Origin of the sequence: Pantoea sp. RG18 (assembly GCF_025910075.1) — a bacterium.
GTDB lineage: Bacteria > Pseudomonadota > Gammaproteobacteria > Enterobacterales > Enterobacteriaceae > Pantoea > Pantoea agglomerans.
Window position 1 is genome coordinate 42083 of record NZ_JAPCIL010000014.1, and the last position, 17406, is coordinate 59488.

A 17406-nucleotide genomic window follows, 5' to 3' on the forward strand; every position below is an offset into this window, starting at 1 on the left:
CAGGCTGTAAACCATCAGCATTACTCCGTCTGTGGCGTGCGCGTCAAGGTTTTCAGCCGCCATGACCTCACTGTTGCCAGCCTGAAACGGGCGTCGTATTATCACCGGCTCAAGGTGATGGCGTGCCACCTTTCCCAACCGCCGGTGGGCTTTACACCGGCTGATGACGCCTGACACTCAATCCTTTCGCGGGAGCTGAGGTGTCAGGCGCAGTTTATCTCTGCCTTTCCCCCTCAGCCCGGCGTCAATCTGCAATCAGGAGCAAGACATGTTGAAACCGTTATTGGCTGTGATGATCGGCGGCTCTGCCGGCTGTGTACTGCGCTGGCTCTTTGCGATGCGCTTTAATGCGCTCTTTCCCAATCTGCCACCTGGCACACTGCTGGTAAATCTGATCGGCGGTCTGGTGATCGGCGGCGCGATGGCCTGGTTTGTTCGCCATCCCGACCTCGACCCATTCTGGAAACTGCTGATCGTCACCGGACTGTGCGGCGGGCTGACCACCTTCTCCTCTTTTACGGCGGAATTAATGGGGTTGCTACAATCAGGGAACTATTTCTGGGCGATGACCAGCGCGCTGGTGCATGTGATCGGTTCGCTGCTGATGGCGTTTGCCGGTTTCGCACTGGTCACGATGCTGGGCTGATCTGGCTAAGCGGCGCTTGTCATACTCCTTAAGAGGTAGATACTGTTTCAGGTTTTACGCCCGACCATCCCGCATGAACGGGCGCAGAAGCTGAACGTCACCGATTATTCCGGACGATTAAGGAGCCGAGCAATGCGAACTAACCCCACATTCCTTAACCTGGTGCTGTTAAACGGTGAACCCGGCCAGAAGCTCCAGGCGGCGCATGACGCCGGTTTCGATCAGGTGGAGATCTGGCGCGAGGATGTCGAGGCGTGCGAGGGCGGCGCGGCGGCACTGGCTGAGATCGCTGCCCGGCAGGGACCTGGCTTTACCAATCTCCAGGTGCTGCGCGATTTCACCGGGGCACCCAGCGCGTTGCGCGGACAGAAGCGCGAAGAGCTGCGCCAGTTTATTCAGATTGCCCAGGTGCTGGGCTGCGACACCATTCAGGCGCCGGCCAGCACCCGCGAGGATTGCTGCGCCGACCAGATTGATGATGACCTGCGCTGGATGGCCTCTGAAGCTGCGCGCTACAACATGCGCATTATGTATGAGCCGATGGCCTGGTGCAGCGTGGATAACACGCTGCCGCTGGCGTGGCAGCGATTGCAGCGGCTCGATCAGCCCAATATCGGGCTGGTGGTCGATCTGTTTCATATCTGCGCACTGGGTGGCGACGCCTCACAGCTGGACGGCATTCCGGCAGATCGCATCTATGAAGTACAGCTGTGTGACATGGCCGCCGTTCCCGCGCAGGATAAGCAGAGCCTGATGGCGATGGCAAAACATCAGCGTCTGTTGCCCGGCGATGGCATTATCGACATTGAACGCTTTGTCGATAAGCTCAAAAGCGCGGGCTATCAGGGGCCGGTGGGCATTGAAGTCTTTAATGATGCGCTGAAACGCCTGCCGCCTGAGGTCGCTGCCCGTCATGCCTGGCAGGCATTAAAGCGCTGCTGGGGTTAATCCTGTAAGCACTGCCCGATAAACGCGGCGGCGTGCATGGCACCCTGAGCGGAAATGGTGTGGCCGGTGGCGGGTTCAAATCGCGCTTCTACCGGCACCAATGCGGCCCTGAGTCGTGCTGCGGCAGATTCGCTCTCCTGCCACGGGATCACCTCATCGGCCTGGCCGTGGATCAGCAGCGCGGGCAGATGAGGCTGTGGCGTCAGTTCACCGTCAACCGCCAGACGACCCGAAAAGGCGACCACGCCCGCCAGCGGATAACGGCCAGATGCCAGCGCATCCAGCGCCATGATCGACCCCTGTGAAAAGCCGACCAGCACCACATCCTGCCAGCGGTCGGCGAAGCCGTGCTGTGCGATAACGTCGCTGAGGGTCGCGTCAAACGCCGCCCGCGCGGCCCGTACCCGACCTGGCCGGTTCTCTGGCGTCACCTCCTCCAGGCTGAACCACTGCCAGCCAAAACCGGCGGTAAAACGTTCGGGCGCATTGGGTGAGGCAAAAATCACATCCGGCAACAGCGTCGCCCAGTGACGGCCAATCGGTGCCAGATCGTCGCCGTTACTGCCTACGCCATGCAGAAAAATCACCAGTGCTTTTGCCATTATTGCTCCTTTAAAGACCGTACTCACTCAGATCCGGGCCTGCCGGAACGATCCCGTTCGGGTTCAGTGCCTTGATTGAGTAGTAACCCTGTTTGATATGATCGATGCTGACCGTCTCACGCACGCCGGAGACTGACAGCATGCTCTTAAGATAGCGATTCAGCAGCGTATAGTCGCGTATCCGGCGCAGGTTGCATTTGAACAGGCCATGATAGGCGACGTCAAAGCGAGTCAGGGTGACGAACAGGCGAATATCAGTTTCAGTCAGCCGTTCACCCAGCAGGAAGGTGCGTCCATCGCTGAGCAGGGCTTCCAGTTCGTCGAGCTGGCTGAAGACGTCATTAAATGCCTGCTGGTAGCTGATCGATGTGGTGGCGAACCCGGCGCGGTAAACGCCGTTATTCAGACGCGGATAAAGACTCTCATTCAGCGCATCAATCTCAGGGCGCAGCGCGGCGGGATAGAGGTCGATGCGGTTATCGGCCAGATCGCCAAAGCCGCTGTTGAACATACGCACAATGTCAGCGGACTCGTTGCTGACAATGGTGCCGGTTTTCTTGTCCCATAAGACCGGCACGGTGGCCCGGCCCGTGTAATCGGGCGCGACGCGGGTATAGATTTCATGCAGGTACTGCGCGTTATTCAGCGGGTCCTGCTGTGCGCCGGGAAAATTGCCAAAGCGCCAGCCCTGGGCACCGAGCTGCGGTTCAACCACCGTCACGCTAATCAGCGACTCCAGCCCTTTGAGCTTGCGGGCAATTAACGCGCGCGACGCCCATGGACAGATCAGCGCCACATAAAGATGGTAGCGATCTGCTTCTGCCGCAAATTCAGTGGAGCCATCGCTGCTGATAAAATGCCGGAAACCGGACGTCTGACGGACAAACCCGCCCTGTTTATCGGTCGACTGCACCGGGTGCCAGTCACTACTCCATTTGCCTTCTACTAACATCGCGCGACTCCTCTGTAATGTGAGAAGCAGCTTAACTGATGACTAAACGGCTGATAATCCGGTCATAAAGACAATCATTTCTTCCATTCTGGAAGAAATTACGCGGGCGGAAAACGGGTAAAGTGACTCACCAGGAAGTCGATAAGCAGGCGCGCCCGGTGTGCCAGATGACGGGCGGGCGGATAAACCGCAAACAGGCCAAGCGGTGGCGTGTCGAAATTCTCCAGCAGCCGGACAATCTCACCGCGTTGCAGCGCGGGAGCTGCGATAAAACCGGGCAGCCGCGCAATGCCCAGTCCGGCCATCGCGGCCTGCAGGCAGGCTTCAGTGTTGGCGAAGCGCAGACGCCCGCGGACCGGTACGGTGACAATCTCGCTGCTGCCGTCGCCGTCGCCGCCGGCAAACGGCCAGTGCCAGGGATCGCGAAAATTGGTGTCGATGATGCACTGATGCTGGGGCATCTCGCGCCAGTGCTGCGGCGTGCCAAACTGCTCAAGATAGACCGGCGAGGCGGCGATGCGCACATGCACCTCACCCAGCTTGCGCGCGACCAGGCTGCTGTCGCTGAGGGTGCCGATACGGATCGCCATATCAAAGCCTTCATCGACGATGTTGACGGACCGGTCTGAAAAGCTGACATCCAGTTCAATCAGCGGATAGCGCCGGGCAAACGCCACCAGCACCTCAGACAACACCACAGTACCAAAGGAGCCGGGGGCGCTGATTTTCAGCCTGCCGGTAGGCGTCGTAGCGCTTTCACGCACGCTGGCATCCAGCGTCTCAAACGCATCGAGCAGGTTTTTGACCCGCTCATAATAGCTGCGCCCGACATCGGTGGGTGACAGGGCGCGCGTGCTGCGCTTAAACAGCTGGACGCCGAGCCGCTGCTCCAGCTTTGAAACCAGCTTGGAAGCCTGACTGCTGCTGGTGCCGAGACGTAACGCCGCCGCAGAAAAGCTGCCGGTTTCCAGCACCGTGACAAACATCCGGTCACAATCGAGTCGATCCATGGCGGTGTCCTGTGGAGATAAAGTCGCAGTATAGAAGCTGTGCTCCGCTGATGCAGCCTTCACTTTGCGTGCCTTAACCCTTTCGCTGACGCGGAAAACCTGCTTGACTGACTCTCTGCCCGACGTTCTCTGGAGTAATTCATGTCGCTGATTCACCTGACGTCACTGGCGGAGATCCCGGCCGCCGAGTGGGATGCGCTGTTGCCTGATGACCAGCCCTTTTTGCGCCACGCCTTTCTGCTCACGTTAGAACAGAGCGGCAGCGTGCGGTTAGAGGCGGGCTGGCAGCCCGATCATCTGCTGTGGCGGGAGGAGGGGGTGACCCGCGCCGCGCTGCCAGGCTACCGCAAACGCCATTCACAGGGCGAGTACGTCTTTGATCACGCCTGGGCGGATGCCAGCCAGCGCGCCGGGATCCGCTACTACCCGAAATGGCTGGGCGCGATCCCCTTCAGCCCGGTCAGCGGCGCGCGCCTGCTGGGCGAAACCGCTGCCGCGGCGCAACTGCTGTCGGCCCTGCCTGAGAGCCTGTTACAGCAGGGCTTAAGCGGGGCACATATCAACTTTACCGATGCGCAGGCTAACCAGCTGCTGGCCGATCAGCCCGACTGGCTCTCCCGGCTCGGTTGCCAGTATCACTGGCATAACCGTGGCTACCGCGATTTTCAGGATTTCCTGGATTCGCTGATGTCGCGCAAGCGCAAACAGCTGCGTAAAGAGCGTGAGCAGGTGATGCAGAGCGGCTTTGAGTTTGACCGCTACCTGGGCTATCAGCTGCGCGAAGATCAGTGGGATTTTGTCTACACCTGTTACGCCAACACCTATGCGGTGCGCGGTCAGCGTCCCTATCTGACGCGTGACTTCTTCAGCCTGCTGGCGGAACGCATGCCGCAGAACATTGTGGTGGTGATCGCCCGTTTACAGCAACAACCGGCCGCCATGGCGTTTTATCTGCGGGACAGCAATGCGCTCTATGGCCGCTACTGGGGCTGTCTGGCGGAGTTTGACCGGCTGCACTTCGAAACCTGTTTCTATCAGGGAATGGATTTGGCCCTTGATGAGGGGCTGACGCGGTTTGATGCCGGCGCGCAGGGCGAGCATAAGCTGGTGCGCGGCTTCGAGCCGCAGATTACCCACTCCTGGCACTATCTGCTGCATCCCGGCCTGCGCGATGCCGTGGCAGATTTTCTGGTGCAGGAGCGGGAAGGCGTGCGCGGCTGGGCGGAAGAAGCACGCGACGCCTTACCCTATCGACGCGGCGATTAATCGATGCCGACAAAACCGCCGGTCTGATGCTGCCACAAGCGGGCATAGAGGCCGTTTTGCGCCAGCAGCTCGTGATGGCTGCCCATCTCGGCAATGCCGCCTTTATCCAGCACCACCAGCCGATCCATCTTCGCGATGGTCGACAGGCGGTGCGCGATGGCGATAACGGTTTTGCCCTGCATCAGTGACTCCAGGCTCTCCTGAATCGCCGCTTCCACTTCGGAGTCGAGCGCCGAGGTGGCCTCATCCATGATCAGAACCGGCGCATCCTTCAGCAGCACGCGGGCTATCGCCACACGCTGACGCTGACCGCCCGACAGTTTCACGCCGCGCTCGCCCACGTGCGCGTCCAGCCCGGTGCGGCCCAGTGAGTCAGAGAGCAGCGGGATAAACTCATCGGCGCGGGCGCGGTGAATCGCAAGCTGCAGCTCCTCTTCGCTGGCGTCGGGACGACCATACAGCAGGTTTTCACGGATTGAGCGGTGCAGCAGCGAGGTGTCCTGCGTAATCATGCCAATCTGGCTGCGCAGGCTCTCCTGCGTCACGGCGGCGATATCCTGATCGTCGATCACAATCCGCCCCGCGTTCAGGTCATAGAGGCGCAGCAGCAGGTTCACCAGCGTCGATTTACCGGCGCCCGAGGGACCAATCAGCCCAATCTTCTCGCCAGGTTTGATGTCGAGGTTAAAACCGTTAATCACCTGACGGCCACCGCCATAATCGAAGCGCACATCCTCAAAACGGATGTTGCCGCGCGTCACCTTAAGCTGCTTCGCCTGCGGCGCATCCTGCACGCTCAGCGGCTGCGCGATGGTTTTCAGGCCATCCTGTACCGTACCAATATTTTCGAAAATGCCATTGACCACCCACATGATCCAGCCGGACATATTCACCAGGCGGATGACCAGACCGGTCGCCAGCGCAATCGCCCCGACGCTAATCAGCGACTGGCTCCATAACCACAGCGCCAGCCCGGAGGTCGAGACAATCAGCAGGCCGTTCAGCGCCGACAGGGTCAGATCCATGCTGGTGACCATGCGGCCGGCGTTCTGGGTTTTTTCGGTCTGCTCCTGAATCGCCTCACGCGCATACTGCCTTTCCAGATCGCTGTGGGCGAACAGCTTGATGGTGGCGATGTTGGTATAACCATCGACAATGGTGCCCATCAGCTTAGATCGCGACTCTGAGGAGACCACCGAACGCGCTTTAACGCGCGGCACAAAGAAACGCAGGGAGGCGCTGTAGGCCACCATCCACAGAATCAGCGGGATCATCAGCCGCCAGTCGGCACCGGCAAACAGCACCAGTGAAGTCACCGCGTAGATCAGCACGTGCCAGATGGCATCCACCAGCTGCACCGCGGAATCGCGCAGTGAACTGCCGGTCAGCATAATGCGCTGGGCGATGCGACCCGCGAAATCGTTCTGGAAGAAATTGAGGCTCTGGCGCAGCACGTAGTTGTGATTCTGCCAGCGGATCATGCTGGTCATGCTCGGGCTGATGCTTTGATGTACCAGCATGTCGTGCAGGGCGATAAAAATCGGCCGCAGAATCAGCGCCACCGCCCCCATCCACAGCAGTATCGGCCAGTTATCCCGAAACAGGGTGGCGGGCGTGGAGTGATTGACCATATCGATAATGCGGCTCAGATAGCTGAACAGCGACACTTCAATCAGGGCTGACGCCAGTCCCACTACCAGCAGTGCCGCGAAACTCGGCCAGACCTGCCGCAGATAGTAGAGGTAAAACGACCAGACCGTTGAGGGGGGCGAGTCGGTGGGCGCGTCATGAAAAATATTGATAAAACGCTCAAAACGGCGATACAACATAGCGATACTCTTTCCGTCCGGTAAAGAGCTACAGCTTAGTGCATGAACCCCGTTCGGCTAAAAGGAGAAAATATGGAAATCATTATTCGGGCACGGGAACCGCAGGATGCCGCCGCCTATCAGCGACTCTACAGTCATCCCGATGTCTATCCCTGGACGCTGCAGCTGCCGTTTCCCAGCGTTGCCACCTGGGAGAAAAAAATCGCCAGAATGGATGCTGAGGGGTTTATCGCCTTTGTCGCGGAGATCGAGGGCGTGCTGGCCGGTGAGCTGACGCTGTTTGTGGATAACAAGCCGCGCACCCGCCACTGCATCAGCTTTGGGCTGGGTGTGCATCCCGATTACGCCGGTCGCGGCGTCGGTGAGCGCCTGATCCGCACCGCGCTCGACTATTCCCGTAACTGGCTGGGGATTACGCGTATGGAGCTGGAGGTGTTTCACGACAACGAACGGGCGCTGCGGCTCTATGAGCGGCTGGGCTTTGAGCGTGAAGGGGTGATGCGGCAGGCTGCCCTGCGCGACGGTCAGTTGCGCGATGTGGTGATGATGGCGAAACTGCTGCACGAGAAGTGATAACCGGAGCGGCAGCGCTGCCGCTCCGCTTTTCATTACGGATTTTTATTGCTGTATTGCTGCATGTTCTGCTGCGTCACCAGTTCAAACGGGATCCACTGGTGGGAATCGACTTTTTTCCCTTTGATCATCTGCTGCGCCACCTCGACCGATTTTTTGCCCTGACCCACGGCATCCTGGAACACGGTGACGGCCAGTTTGCCGCTTGCCAGGGCTTTCAGGCCATCCGGCGTGGCATCAATGCCGCCCACCAGAATGGTTTTCTTCGGTTTCGCCTGGGCAATCGCCATGGTTGCGCCAATCGCCATTTCGTCGTTGTTGGCGGCGACAATATCGATCTCTTCCCCGTTCGACAGCCAGTTGAGCATTAAATCCATGCCCTCATTACGCGAATAGTTTGCGGTCTGCTTCAGCACTACTTTCATGTCGGGATACTTTGCCACCACCTGCTCCACATCTTTGGTGCGCTGCAGCGCACCCGCATCGCTGAGGTTACCGATGATAATGGCGACTTTGCCACGATAACCCGCCTGCTTCGCCAGCGCTTCCATCTGCAACGTGCCCGATTCGCGTTCGTCAGAGCCGACAAACACCACGCCCGGCGGCAGGGTTTTATCGCCCGGTGTGCGGTTAACGTAGACCAGCGGAATGTGAGCCTGCTGCGCCAGTCTGGTCAGGGCAGGGGTGCTGGCGGAGTCGACCGGATCGACGATAATCGCGTCCACCCCGGAACTGATAAAACTCTGCACCTGATCGGTCTGACGGCCCACGTCGCCGCGTGCATCTTCGAACTGCGCATCCAGCTGACGCGCTTTGGCCTCTTTCTCGATCGACTGGCGGATAATGGTCAGAAAGTTCTGGTCGAAATAGGCCATTGAGACGCCAATTTTCTCTGCCAGCGCCGACGTGGAAAGAGAGAGCAGACAGAGTATTGCCCATGCACGTTTTTTCATTGCAGACTCCCGAGGTTAACTGAGTGGAATAGATTTTTCATTTATTATAAAAATGGACAAAGATTATCATTTGCAGCTTATGAACAGTCGCCGGGTTTGACAACCGGCCCTTTTCACTCTTGCTAGCGCCGCCACACTTTGCCGTAAAATCGCCGCGTCATAGCTGCCAGCGCCGATGAAATCCTCGACGTGGCGCACACTCTGCGGCAGGCAGCCGCGGCTTTTTGCGCTTTTGTGCAGCATCGCACTGGCCTTTGTGGTGGTTGTCAGAAAACCGTTGAATCGGGCCTGACGATCTCAACATCCGCACAATGATCCATCGTTAGCCTCCTATCTATATTTCCTTAAGCGGGAAATCTCAGCGTTATTCCTGAAAAAAACCTCGTGGCGCAACCTGCCGCTTTTTAAGGAATTCAGCTCATGCTTAAAGACCAAACGACTCACCGGACGTCTCATGTACGCATCTGGATCCTCTGCCTGATCCTCTTTCTGTCGGTCGTGGCTTATGCCGACCGTTCGATCCTCTCGATCTCCGGATCGGCAATCAAAGAGGAGTTCGGCCTGTCAGCGATCCAGCTGGGATTGATCCTCTCTGCCTTCAGCTGGGCCTACGTTATTGGTCAGATCCCCGGCGGGCTGTTTCTTGATCGCTTCGGGGCTAAAAAAGTGTATGGCGTCACGCTGGCGCTCTGGTCAGTCTCGACGCTGGCGATGGGATTCGTTGGCGAGTTCTCCAGCGGCATGACCGGCGCGCTGATGCTGATGTTTGGTCTGCGCTTTATGCTGGGATTGATCGAGGCACCCAGCTTTCCCGCCAATGCGCGCGTGGTGATTATGTGGTTCCCTGGCGCAGAGCGGGGACGGGCTTCATCGCTGTTCAGCTCGGCGCAATATTTTGCCGTCGCCATCTTCTCGCCGCTGTCAGGCTGGCTGGTGTCGCGCTTTGGCTGGGAGTGGCCGTTCTTTGTGCTGGGCGGCATCGGCCTGCTGGCGGTGTTTGTCTGGGCTGCCTGGATGCGGGAGCCGCGCAATCACCCTGGCGTGTCAGAGAGTGAACTGCGCCACATCGTTGACGGTGGTGCGCTGGTGGATATCGACTCGGCGCAGACGCTGAAAGCGCGGCCACCGGTCAGTAAAGCGATGTTCAGAAAGCTGCTCACTAATCGCATGCTCTGGTGCGCCTATCTCGGTCAGTACTGCATCATTGCGCTCAGTTACTTCTTTATTACCTGGTTTCCGATCTATCTGGTGCAGGCTCGCGGCATGAACATTATGGAGGCGGGCTTCGCCACCGTTGCTCCGGCGCTGTTTGGTTTTCTGGGCGGGATCAGCGGCGGCTATCTGTCAGACAAGTTAATCGCCCGGGGCTGGAGCGTCTCCTGGGCGCGTAAAACGCCCTATATCGTCGGCATGCTGATGGCGTCCAGCCTGGTGCTGGCGGCGATTATTCCCGGTAACGGCGGCATTATCGCCATTATGTCCTTCGCCTTTTTCGGTAAAGGTATAGCGGCCGGTGCAGGCACCTGGACGGTGATCAGCGACACCGCACCTAAAGAGGCGGTGGGCCTGGCCGGCTCCATTTTTAACGGCATCGGCAATATTGCCGGTTTCACCACGCCGCTGCTGTTCGGCATCATCGTCGGTCTGACCGGCAGCTACAGCATCGGGCTGGCGTTTGTGGCGGCACACTGCGTGGTAGCGGCGCTGCTGTTCCTGCTGGTGATGGGACCGATTGAACGCGTCGGTGAAGAGAGCGATCGCCCGGCATCCTATAACAATCAGGAGAAAGAAGATGGCATTAAAGCAATGTAAGGTGCTGATCAGAGGGAAATTCCTGCCACCGCAGCTGATAGAGAACATTGAAAAGACGTTCACCGCGTTCCGGCTGTGGGAGGCGGAAGATGAGGCAGCCTTTCTGGCTGAGCAGGGCGCAGATATCGACATGCTGGTCACCAGCGGCAACGCGGTGATGGGCGCACCGGCCGCGCTGATCGCCGCGCTGCCAAACCTGAAAGCGATCTGCAGTAACGGCGTCGGTTATGACAGCATCGATACGGAAGCCGCCCGGTCGCGCGGCATTGTGGTGACCAACACGCCGGAGGTGCTCAATGATTGCGTCGCCGATCTGGGGATGGCGCTGCTGCTGGATGTGGCGCGCCGCATCAGCGAGGCCGATCGCTTCACACGCGCCGGTCACTGGACGCAGGGCCGCTTTCCGCTGAGCAGCAAAATCGGTGGCAAGGTGTGCGGTATCGTCGGGCTGGGCAATATCGGTCAGGCGGTGGCAAGGCGCGCGCAGGCGTTTGATATGGCGATTCACTATTACAACCCGCGTTCACGCCCCGATGTGCCCTACACCCGTCATGAGAGCCTGGTGGCGCTGGCGCAGCAGGCCGATTTCCTGGTGCTGACCCTGCCGGGCGGTGCCGCGACGCGCCACATTATCAATGCGGAAGTGCTGCAGGCGCTGGGACCACAGGGCTATCTGATTAACATTGCGCGCGGCAGCGTGGTGGATCAGCAGGCGCTGGTGGATGCGCTGGAAACCGGGCAGATCGCCGGTGCCGGGCTGGATGTGTTTGAACAGGAGCCGCAGGTGCCTGACGCACTGCGCCAGCGCGACAATGTGGTGATCACGCCGCATATCGCCAGCAGCACCCGCGAAACCATGGCGGCGATGGCTGACCTGGTCTTTGAGAATATGCTGGCGTTTGCCCGTGGTGAGCCGGTGCTGACCCGGGTAGTGTAACCACCGCGGCGTCTTAACTCCCTGCTGAAACGGGGGCGAGGCAGGACGCCTCTCCTCTGACCACTCACCAGACCCTCACCTTCGCACAAAACAGCCTGAAGAAAATTTGTCCGGCTGCCGATATCACCTTACCACCCGCTGATATTAAAGAGTGATAGCGTGATAAAGCTGATTACCATTGATGAATTGCGCCCAGGGATGTTTATCCACAAGCTGGAGGTCTGGTGGATAAAAGACCAGCGCATTCATAATGAGATGCTGATCACCGATCCCCGACAAATCGCCATGCTTCGCACTGAAGGGATCCGCCAGCTCTGGATCGACCTCGATCGATCGGTGCAGGCGCCGATCGCCTCCACGGTCGCGAAGAGAACCATTGGCCGCACCCCGTTTTTCCAGGAACTGGATCAGGCACAGCAGATCTTTTTGCAGGGCAAACCGAAAGTGCTGGCGATGTTCAACGAAGCGCGGCTGGGTAACGGCCTGAAGCTCGATTATATGATGGATCTGGTGGATGAAATCGCCGGATCGATCACGCGTGAACCCTCTGCCATGCTGAGCGTGGCGCGACTGAAAAATCATGATGACTACACCTACCTGCACTCCATGGCGGTCTGCGGGCTGATGATTGCGCTGGGTAAAAAACTTGGACTGGATGAGCAGGAGCTGCGTCGGGTGGGCATGGGCGGTTTACTGCATGATGTCGGCAAAGCGGCCGTGCCGCTGGCGATCCTGAACAAAGCGGGCAAGCTGACTGAAGAGGAGTTCAGGGTGATGCGTGAGCATCCGGTGGTCGGTGCGCAGATGCTGATAGAAGCCGACGCCGATGACGATCTGCTCGATATCACCCTGCATCATCATGAGAAATATGATGGCAGCGGCTATCCGCACCGCCTGAAAGGCGAGGCGATTTCGCTCTACGCCCGCATGGCGGCGGTGTGCGATGTCTATGATGCCGTCACTTCGACCCGCTCCTATCGCAACGGCTGGACACCCGCCGAGGCGATGCACCAGATGCTGAGCTGGCGCGGCCATTTCGACCCTGGCTTGCTGCACACCTTCGTACGGACCATCGGCATCTATCCGGTGGGATCGCTGGTGCGTCTGGCCTCCGGCCGGGTGGCGCTGGTGGTGAAAGCGGGCGAAAAATCGCTGATGCGTCCCTGCGTGCATGTCTTCTGGTCGCTGCACGCCCAGCGTGAAGTGAAACCGGAAGAGCTCGACCTTGGCGACAGCTTCTGCACCGACAGCATTGTAGGCGCAGAGGACAGCACGCTGTGGGGTAACGTCGATCTCAATCGTATCTGGGCGCTGGAAGTCGCCTGATTTTTCGCCATTTTTACACTATTTTTACGCCCGCCCGCTGCATTTTAACCCCTTCTTTATACGCCTCCGCGCAAGCTAAGCCATAAATCCAATCCTCTGGAGGTTCCTGTGAGCGTGGGCGTAATAACCGGCATTGTGCTGGTGGTGTTGTTACTGGGCTATCTGATCTATGCCCTGTTAAATGCGGAGGCCTTCTGATGGCGGCCAATGCTTTTTTACTCATCGCATTCTATCTGCTGCTGCTGATGGTGCTGGCGCAGCCGCTCGGACGGGGTCTGGCGTCGTTAGTGGCTGACAAGCCGGTGTTTGCCCGCCTGGAAGCGCCGCTGTGGCGACTGCTGGGCGCACAACAATCGGACATGCGCTGGCCGCACTACCTGCTGGCGATTCTGCTGTTTAATGCGCTGGGTTTCGTGGTGCTGCTGGCAATATTGCTGATGCAGGGCGCGCTGCCGCTGAATCCGCAGCAGCTGCCTGGCCTGAGCTGGCATCTGGCGCTGAACACTGCCGTGAGCTTCGTCACCAACACCAACTGGCAATCCTACAGCGGCGAAAGCACCCTGAGCTATTTCAGTCAGATGGTGGGCCTGACGGTGCAGAATTTCCTCTCAGCCGCGACCGGTATCGCCGTGGCATTTGCGCTGATCCGTGGCTTTGCTAATCGCAGCTCTGCGACCCTGGGTAACGCCTGGCGCGACCTGACGCGCATCACGCTCTATGTCTTACTGCCCCTCAGCCTGCTGATGGCGCTGTTCTTTGTCAGCCAGGGCAGCATCCAGAACTTCGCGCCTTATCACAGTTTCTCCACGCTGGAAGGCGTGCAGCAGACGCTGTCGATGGGGCCGGTGGCGTCGCAGGAAGCGATCAAAATGCTGGGCACCAACGGTGGCGGCTTCTTTAACGCCAACTCCTCCCATCCATTTGAAAACCCGACGGTGCTGACTAACCTGGTGCAGATGCTGAGCATCTTCCTGATCCCGGCGGCGCTCTGCTTCGCGTTTGGCGAAAGCGTGCGTGACCGTCGTCAGGGCCACATGCTGCTGTGGGCGATGACGCTGATGTTTGTGGCGGCGGTCTCGGTCGTCATGTGGGCCGAACTGCAGGGCAACCCGCACTTCCTCCAGCTGGGTGCTGACAGCGCCATCAACATGGAAGGTAAAGAGACGCGCTTTGGCATTCTTAACAGCAGCCTGTTCGCGGTTATCACCACCGCCGCCTCCTGCGGTGCGGTGAATGCCATGCACGACTCCTTTACCGCGCTGGGCGGCATGGTGCCGATGTGGCTGATGCAGCTGGGCGAAGTGGTGTTTGGCGGCGTCGGTGCCGGTCTCTACGGCATGCTGCTGTTTGTGCTGCTGGCGGTGTTTATCGCCGGGCTGATGATCGGTCGTACCCCGGAATTCCTGGGCAAAAAAATCGACGTCTGGGAGATGAAGATGACCGCGCTGGCGATTCTGGTCACACCGGCGCTGGTGCTGATCGGTACCGCACTGGCGATGATGACCGACGCCGGACGCAGTGCCATGGCCAATCCCGGCATTCACGGCTTCAGCGAAGTGCTCTACGCGGTCTCCTCGGCGGCCAACAACAACGGCAGCGCCTTTGCCGGCCTGAGTGCTAACACGCCGTTCTGGAACCTGCTACTGGCTGCCTGCATGCTGCTGGGCCGCTTCGGCATCATCATTCCGGTGATGGCGATTGCCGGTGCGATGGCGGTGAAAAAAGTGCAGCCGGTGGGTAACGGCACGCTGCCAACCCACGGTCCGCTGTTTATCGGACTGCTGATCGGCACGGTGCTGCTGGTGGGTGCACTGACCTTTATTCCTGCTCTGGCGCTGGGCCCGGTGGCTGAGCATCTGCAACTTGTTCAGGGACAATCCTCATGAGTCGTCAACAACAGGCGTTATTTGACGCAGCATTGCTGCGTACCTCGGCCTGGGATGCAGTGAAAAAGCTCGATCCCCGGGTGCAGTTCCGTAACCCGGTGATGTTTGTGGTCTACCTCGGCAGTATTCTGACCTCGCTGCTGGCGCTGGCGATGCTGACCGGCCGGATCAGCGGCAGCGCCAGCTTTACCGGGGCGATTGCGGTCTGGCTCTGGTTCACCGTGCTGTTCGCCAACCTGGCGGAGGCGCTGGCAGAAGGGCGCAGTAAGGCCCAGGCCAGCAGCCTGAAAGGGGTGAAAAAGACCAGCTTTGCCAAAAAACTCTCAGCGGCGCGCTATGGCGCCGAGTGGCAGCAGGTCAGTGCCGATGAGCTGCGCAAAGGCGATGCCGTGCTGGTGGAAGCGGGCGACATCATCCCCTGCGACGGTGAAGTGATGGAAGGCGGTGCCTCGGTGGATGAGAGCGCCATTACCGGTGAGTCCGCACCGGTGATCCGCGAGTCGGGCGGTGACTTCGCCTCCGTCACCGGCGGGACCCGCATTCTCTCTGACTGGCTGGTGATCACCTGTAGCGCCAACCCGGGCGAAACCTTCCTTGACCGGATGATCGCCATGGTGGAAGGTGCGAAACGCCGCAAAACCCCGAATGAGATCGCCCTGACCATCCTGCTGGTGTCACTGACCATCGTGTTCCTGCTGGCGACCGTGACACTCTGGCCGTTCTCGGCATGGGGCGGAACGCCGGTCAGCATCACGGTGCTGGTGGCGCTGCTGGTCTGTCTGATCCCGACCACCATCGGCGGCTTACTGTCGGCGATTGGCGTGGCGGGGATGAGCCGGATGCTGGGTGCTAACGTCATTGCGACCAGCGGGCGTGCGGTGGAAGCCGCGGGCGATGTGGATGTGTTGATGCTGGACAAAACCGGCACCATCACGCTGGGTAACCGTCAGGCGACCCAGTTCCTGCCCGCGCCGGGCGTCAGCGAAGAGCAACTGGCCGACGCCGCACAGCTCGCCTCGCTGGCCGATGAGACGCCGGAAGGGCGCAGCATCGTGGTGCTGGCGAAACAGCGATTTAATCTGCGTGAGCGCGATCTCAGCAGCATGGGTGCCAGCTTTATTCCGTTCTCTGCGCAGACCCGCATGAGCGGCGTAAACGTGCAGGATCGACTGATCCGCAAAGGCGCGGTCGATGCGGTACGTCGCCACATCGAAGCGAACCATGGCCGTTTCCCGGCCGAGGTCAATGCGCAGGTAGAAGAGGTGGCACGCAGTGGCGGCACGCCGCTGGTGGTGTCAGAGGGCGCGAACGTGCTGGGCGTAGTGGCGCTGAAAGATATCGTCAAAGGCGGCATCAAAGAGCGCTTTGCCGAACTGCGCAAAATGGGTATCAAAACGGTGATGATCACCGGCGATAACCCGCTGACGGCCGCAGCGATTGCCGCGGAAGCGGGCGTGGATGACTTCCTGTCAGAGGCCACGCCGGAAGCCAAGCTGGCGCTGATCCGCCAGTATCAGGCGGAAGGGCGTTTAGTGGCGATGACCGGCGACGGCACCAACGATGCGCCAGCACTGGCGCAGGCGGATGTGGCGGTGGCGATGAACTCCGGTACCCAGGCGGCGAAAGAGGCGGGCAACATGGTCGATCTCGACTCGAACCCGACCAAGCTGCTGGAAGTGGTGCACATTGGTAAACAGATGCTGATGACGCGCGGTTCGCTGACCACCTTCAGTATCGCCAACGACGTGGCGAAATATTTCGCCATCATTCCGGCGGCGTTTGCGGCGACCTATCCGCAGCTCAACATGCTTAACGTGATGCACCTGCACTCGCCAGCCAGTGCGATTCTGTCGGCGGTGATCTTTAACGCCCTGGTGATTGTCTTCCTGATCCCGCTGGCCCTGAAAGGTGTCAGCTACCGCCCACTGAGCGCCGCTGCGCTGCTGCGCCGCAACCTGCTGATTTACGGTCTGGGTGGCCTGCTGGTGCCGTTTGTCGGCATCAAAGCGATCGATCTGCTGTTAGTGTTTTCAGGCATGGCCTGAGGAGAGAAAAATGAGTCAGTTACGTCCGGCAATTTTACTGTTGTTGCTGCTTACGCTTGTTACCGGCGTGGTTTATCCTTTGCTCACCACCGGTCTGGCGCAGTGGCTGTTTCCGTCCCAGTCCAGCGGCTCGCTGCTGGAGGAGGATGGCGTGGCGCGCGGGTCGGCGCTGATTGGCCAGAACTTTACCCAGCCCAACTATTTCTGGGGCCGCCCTTCAGCCAGTGGTGATAAACCTTATAATCCGCTGGCCTCAGGGGGCAGCAATCTGGCCGCCAGCAACCCGGCGCTGGACAAAGCGGTAGCCGATCGCGTCGCTGCGCTGCGGGCCGCGAATCCGCAGGCACCGGCCGCCGTCCCGGTTGAACTGGTCACCGCGTCAGCCAGCGGGCTGGATCCGGATATTTCGCCACAGGCCGCCCTTTGGCAGGCACCGCGTATCGCCGCCAGCCGCCAGTTGCCGTTGCCGCAGGTCGAGGCGCTGATAGATAAGATGACGCATCGTCCGCTGCTGCCATTCCTCGGCACACCGACCCTCAACGTGTTGCAGCTGAATATGGCGCTCAACGAACTGTAATGGTGTTAAGAGCCTATCCCATTAGGCTATTTTATTTGTCAGTC

At 59.5% G+C, this 17406-nt stretch carries 16 protein-coding genes and 1 riboswitch; of the genes, 11 read left to right on the top strand and 5 right to left on the bottom strand.

The features are described from left to right. Nucleotides 1–104 precede the first annotated feature (104 nt). Nucleotides 105–180, top strand: a riboswitch (Fluoride riboswitch). An 88-nt stretch (nt 181–268) separates the two neighbouring features. After that, on the top strand, nt 269–646 hold the full coding sequence (gene crcB, locus OK409_RS15135) for a fluoride efflux transporter CrcB (RefSeq protein WP_033773110.1): 378 nt from the start codon (nt 269–271) through the stop codon (nt 644–646). A gap of 132 nt (nt 647–778) precedes the next feature. Next, entirely contained in the window at nt 779–1594 is an 816-nt protein-coding gene (locus OK409_RS15140) for a sugar phosphate isomerase/epimerase family protein (protein WP_163763343.1), read from the top strand. Here the strand turns inward: OK409_RS15140 and OK409_RS15145 are convergent. The 3 genes from OK409_RS15145 to OK409_RS15155 all read right to left on the bottom strand — a co-directional run bounded on the left by OK409_RS15145 (nt 1591) and on the right by OK409_RS15155 (nt 4158). Further along, the gene (locus OK409_RS15145) at nt 1591–2196 is read right to left on the bottom strand and encodes an alpha/beta hydrolase (protein ID WP_033773107.1); all 606 of its coding nucleotides are present in this window, start codon (nt 2194–2196) and stop codon (nt 1591–1593) included. The genes OK409_RS15140 and OK409_RS15145 overlap by 4 nt on opposite strands. A gap of 10 nt (nt 2197–2206) precedes the next feature. Continuing rightward, on the bottom strand, nt 2207–3148 hold the full coding sequence (locus OK409_RS15150; protein WP_264367193.1) for a glutathione S-transferase family protein: 942 nt from the start codon (nt 3146–3148) through the stop codon (nt 2207–2209). Between the two features lie 98 nt (nt 3149–3246). Continuing rightward, nucleotides 3247–4158, bottom strand: a complete 912-nt coding sequence (locus OK409_RS15155) for a LysR family transcriptional regulator (protein ID WP_029519450.1) — start codon at nt 4156–4158, stop codon at nt 3247–3249. A gap of 141 nt (nt 4159–4299) precedes the next feature. Between OK409_RS15155 and OK409_RS15160 the strand changes: the two genes are divergently transcribed. Next, nucleotides 4300–5424 (top strand): GNAT family N-acetyltransferase, encoded by a 1125-nt coding sequence (locus tag OK409_RS15160; RefSeq protein ID WP_010253462.1) that lies wholly within the window; start codon nt 4300–4302, stop codon nt 5422–5424. Here the strand turns inward: OK409_RS15160 and OK409_RS15165 are convergent. Then, nucleotides 5421–7253 carry an ABC transporter ATP-binding protein gene (locus OK409_RS15165; RefSeq protein ID WP_010253459.1) on the bottom strand — a complete coding sequence of 611 codons (1833 nt, stop codon included), beginning with the start codon at nt 7251–7253 and terminating at the stop codon, nt 5421–5423. The genes OK409_RS15160 and OK409_RS15165 overlap by 4 nt on opposite strands. Nucleotides 7254–7325: 72 nt before the next feature. Here OK409_RS15165 and OK409_RS15170 point away from each other — a divergent pair, with 72 nt between their 5' ends. After that, nucleotides 7326–7826, top strand: a complete 501-nt coding sequence (locus OK409_RS15170; RefSeq protein WP_010253457.1) for a GNAT family N-acetyltransferase — start codon at nt 7326–7328, stop codon at nt 7824–7826. A gap of 35 nt (nt 7827–7861) precedes the next feature. On the opposite strand, the gene OK409_RS15175 is transcribed toward OK409_RS15170, so the two are convergent. Continuing rightward, complete coding sequence (locus OK409_RS15175) at nt 7862–8779, bottom strand: sugar ABC transporter substrate-binding protein (RefSeq protein WP_022623976.1); 918 nt, start codon at nt 8777–8779, stop codon at nt 7862–7864. 420 nt (nt 8780–9199) lie between these two features. On the opposite strand from OK409_RS15175, the gene OK409_RS15180 reads away from it, so the two are divergent. The 7 genes from OK409_RS15180 to kdpC all read left to right on the top strand — a co-directional run bounded on the left by OK409_RS15180 (nt 9200) and on the right by kdpC (nt 17362). After that, entirely contained in the window at nt 9200–10591 is a 1392-nt protein-coding gene (locus OK409_RS15180) for an MFS transporter (RefSeq protein WP_033759126.1), read from the top strand. Further along, entirely contained in the window at nt 10572–11528 is a 957-nt protein-coding gene (locus OK409_RS15185; RefSeq protein WP_022623978.1) for a 2-hydroxyacid dehydrogenase, read from the top strand. The genes OK409_RS15180 and OK409_RS15185 overlap by 20 nt, the downstream gene beginning before the upstream one ends. 159 nt (nt 11529–11687) lie before the next feature. After that, nucleotides 11688–12854: an HD-GYP domain-containing protein gene (locus OK409_RS15190; RefSeq protein ID WP_010253446.1), complete on the top strand. Its 1167-nt coding sequence runs from the start codon at nt 11688–11690 to the stop codon at nt 12852–12854. A 108-nt stretch (nt 12855–12962) separates the two neighbouring features. After that, the gene (gene kdpF, locus OK409_RS15195) at nt 12963–13052 is read left to right on the top strand and encodes a K(+)-transporting ATPase subunit F (RefSeq protein WP_010253443.1); all 90 of its coding nucleotides are present in this window, start codon (nt 12963–12965) and stop codon (nt 13050–13052) included. Further along, complete coding sequence (kdpA, locus tag OK409_RS15200; protein ID WP_089414975.1) at nt 13052–14740, top strand: potassium-transporting ATPase subunit KdpA; 1689 nt, start codon at nt 13052–13054, stop codon at nt 14738–14740. The genes kdpF and kdpA overlap by 1 nt, the downstream gene beginning before the upstream one ends. After that, a complete protein-coding gene (gene kdpB, locus OK409_RS15205; RefSeq protein ID WP_010671495.1) occupies nt 14737–16785 on the top strand; it encodes a potassium-transporting ATPase subunit KdpB in 2049 nt (682 codons plus the stop codon). The genes kdpA and kdpB overlap by 4 nt, the downstream gene beginning before the upstream one ends. A gap of 10 nt (nt 16786–16795) precedes the next feature. Further along, nucleotides 16796–17362, top strand: coding sequence for a potassium-transporting ATPase subunit KdpC (gene kdpC / locus OK409_RS15210; protein ID WP_010253435.1), 567 nt, complete (start codon nt 16796–16798; stop codon nt 17360–17362). Nucleotides 17363–17406 lie beyond the last annotated feature (44 nt).

Bases quoted from the DNA above. Each gene is read 5' to 3' on its own strand.
- OK409_RS15160 (WP_010253462.1), top strand. From the start codon at position 4,300: ATGTCGCTGATTCACCTGACGTCACTGGCGGAGATCCCGGCCGCCGAG.
- OK409_RS15155 (WP_029519450.1), bottom strand. From the start codon at position 4,158: ATGGATCGACTCGATTGTGACCGGATGTTTGTCACGGTGCTGGAAACC.
- OK409_RS15170 (WP_010253457.1), top strand. From the start codon at position 7,326: ATGGAAATCATTATTCGGGCACGGGAACCGCAGGATGCCGCCGCCTAT.
- OK409_RS15145 (WP_033773107.1), bottom strand. From the start codon at position 2,196: ATGGCAAAAGCACTGGTGATTTTTCTGCATGGCGTAGGCAGTAACGGC.
- kdpC (WP_010253435.1), top strand. From the start codon at position 16,796: ATGAGTCAGTTACGTCCGGCAATTTTACTGTTGTTGCTGCTTACGCTT.
- OK409_RS15165 (WP_010253459.1), bottom strand. From the start codon at position 7,253: ATGTTGTATCGCCGTTTTGAGCGTTTTATCAATATTTTTCATGACGCG.
- kdpA (WP_089414975.1), top strand. From the start codon at position 13,052: ATGGCGGCCAATGCTTTTTTACTCATCGCATTCTATCTGCTGCTGCTG.
- OK409_RS15185 (WP_022623978.1), top strand. From the start codon at position 10,572: ATGGCATTAAAGCAATGTAAGGTGCTGATCAGAGGGAAATTCCTGCCA.
- crcB (WP_033773110.1), top strand. From the start codon at position 269: ATGTTGAAACCGTTATTGGCTGTGATGATCGGCGGCTCTGCCGGCTGT.
- OK409_RS15180 (WP_033759126.1), top strand. From the start codon at position 9,200: ATGCTTAAAGACCAAACGACTCACCGGACGTCTCATGTACGCATCTGG.
- OK409_RS15150 (WP_264367193.1), bottom strand. From the start codon at position 3,148: ATGTTAGTAGAAGGCAAATGGAGTAGTGACTGGCACCCGGTGCAGTCG.
- OK409_RS15140 (WP_163763343.1), top strand. From the start codon at position 779: ATGCGAACTAACCCCACATTCCTTAACCTGGTGCTGTTAAACGGTGAA.
- OK409_RS15175 (WP_022623976.1), bottom strand. From the start codon at position 8,779: ATGAAAAAACGTGCATGGGCAATACTCTGTCTGCTCTCTCTTTCCACG.
- kdpB (WP_010671495.1), top strand. From the start codon at position 14,737: ATGAGTCGTCAACAACAGGCGTTATTTGACGCAGCATTGCTGCGTACC.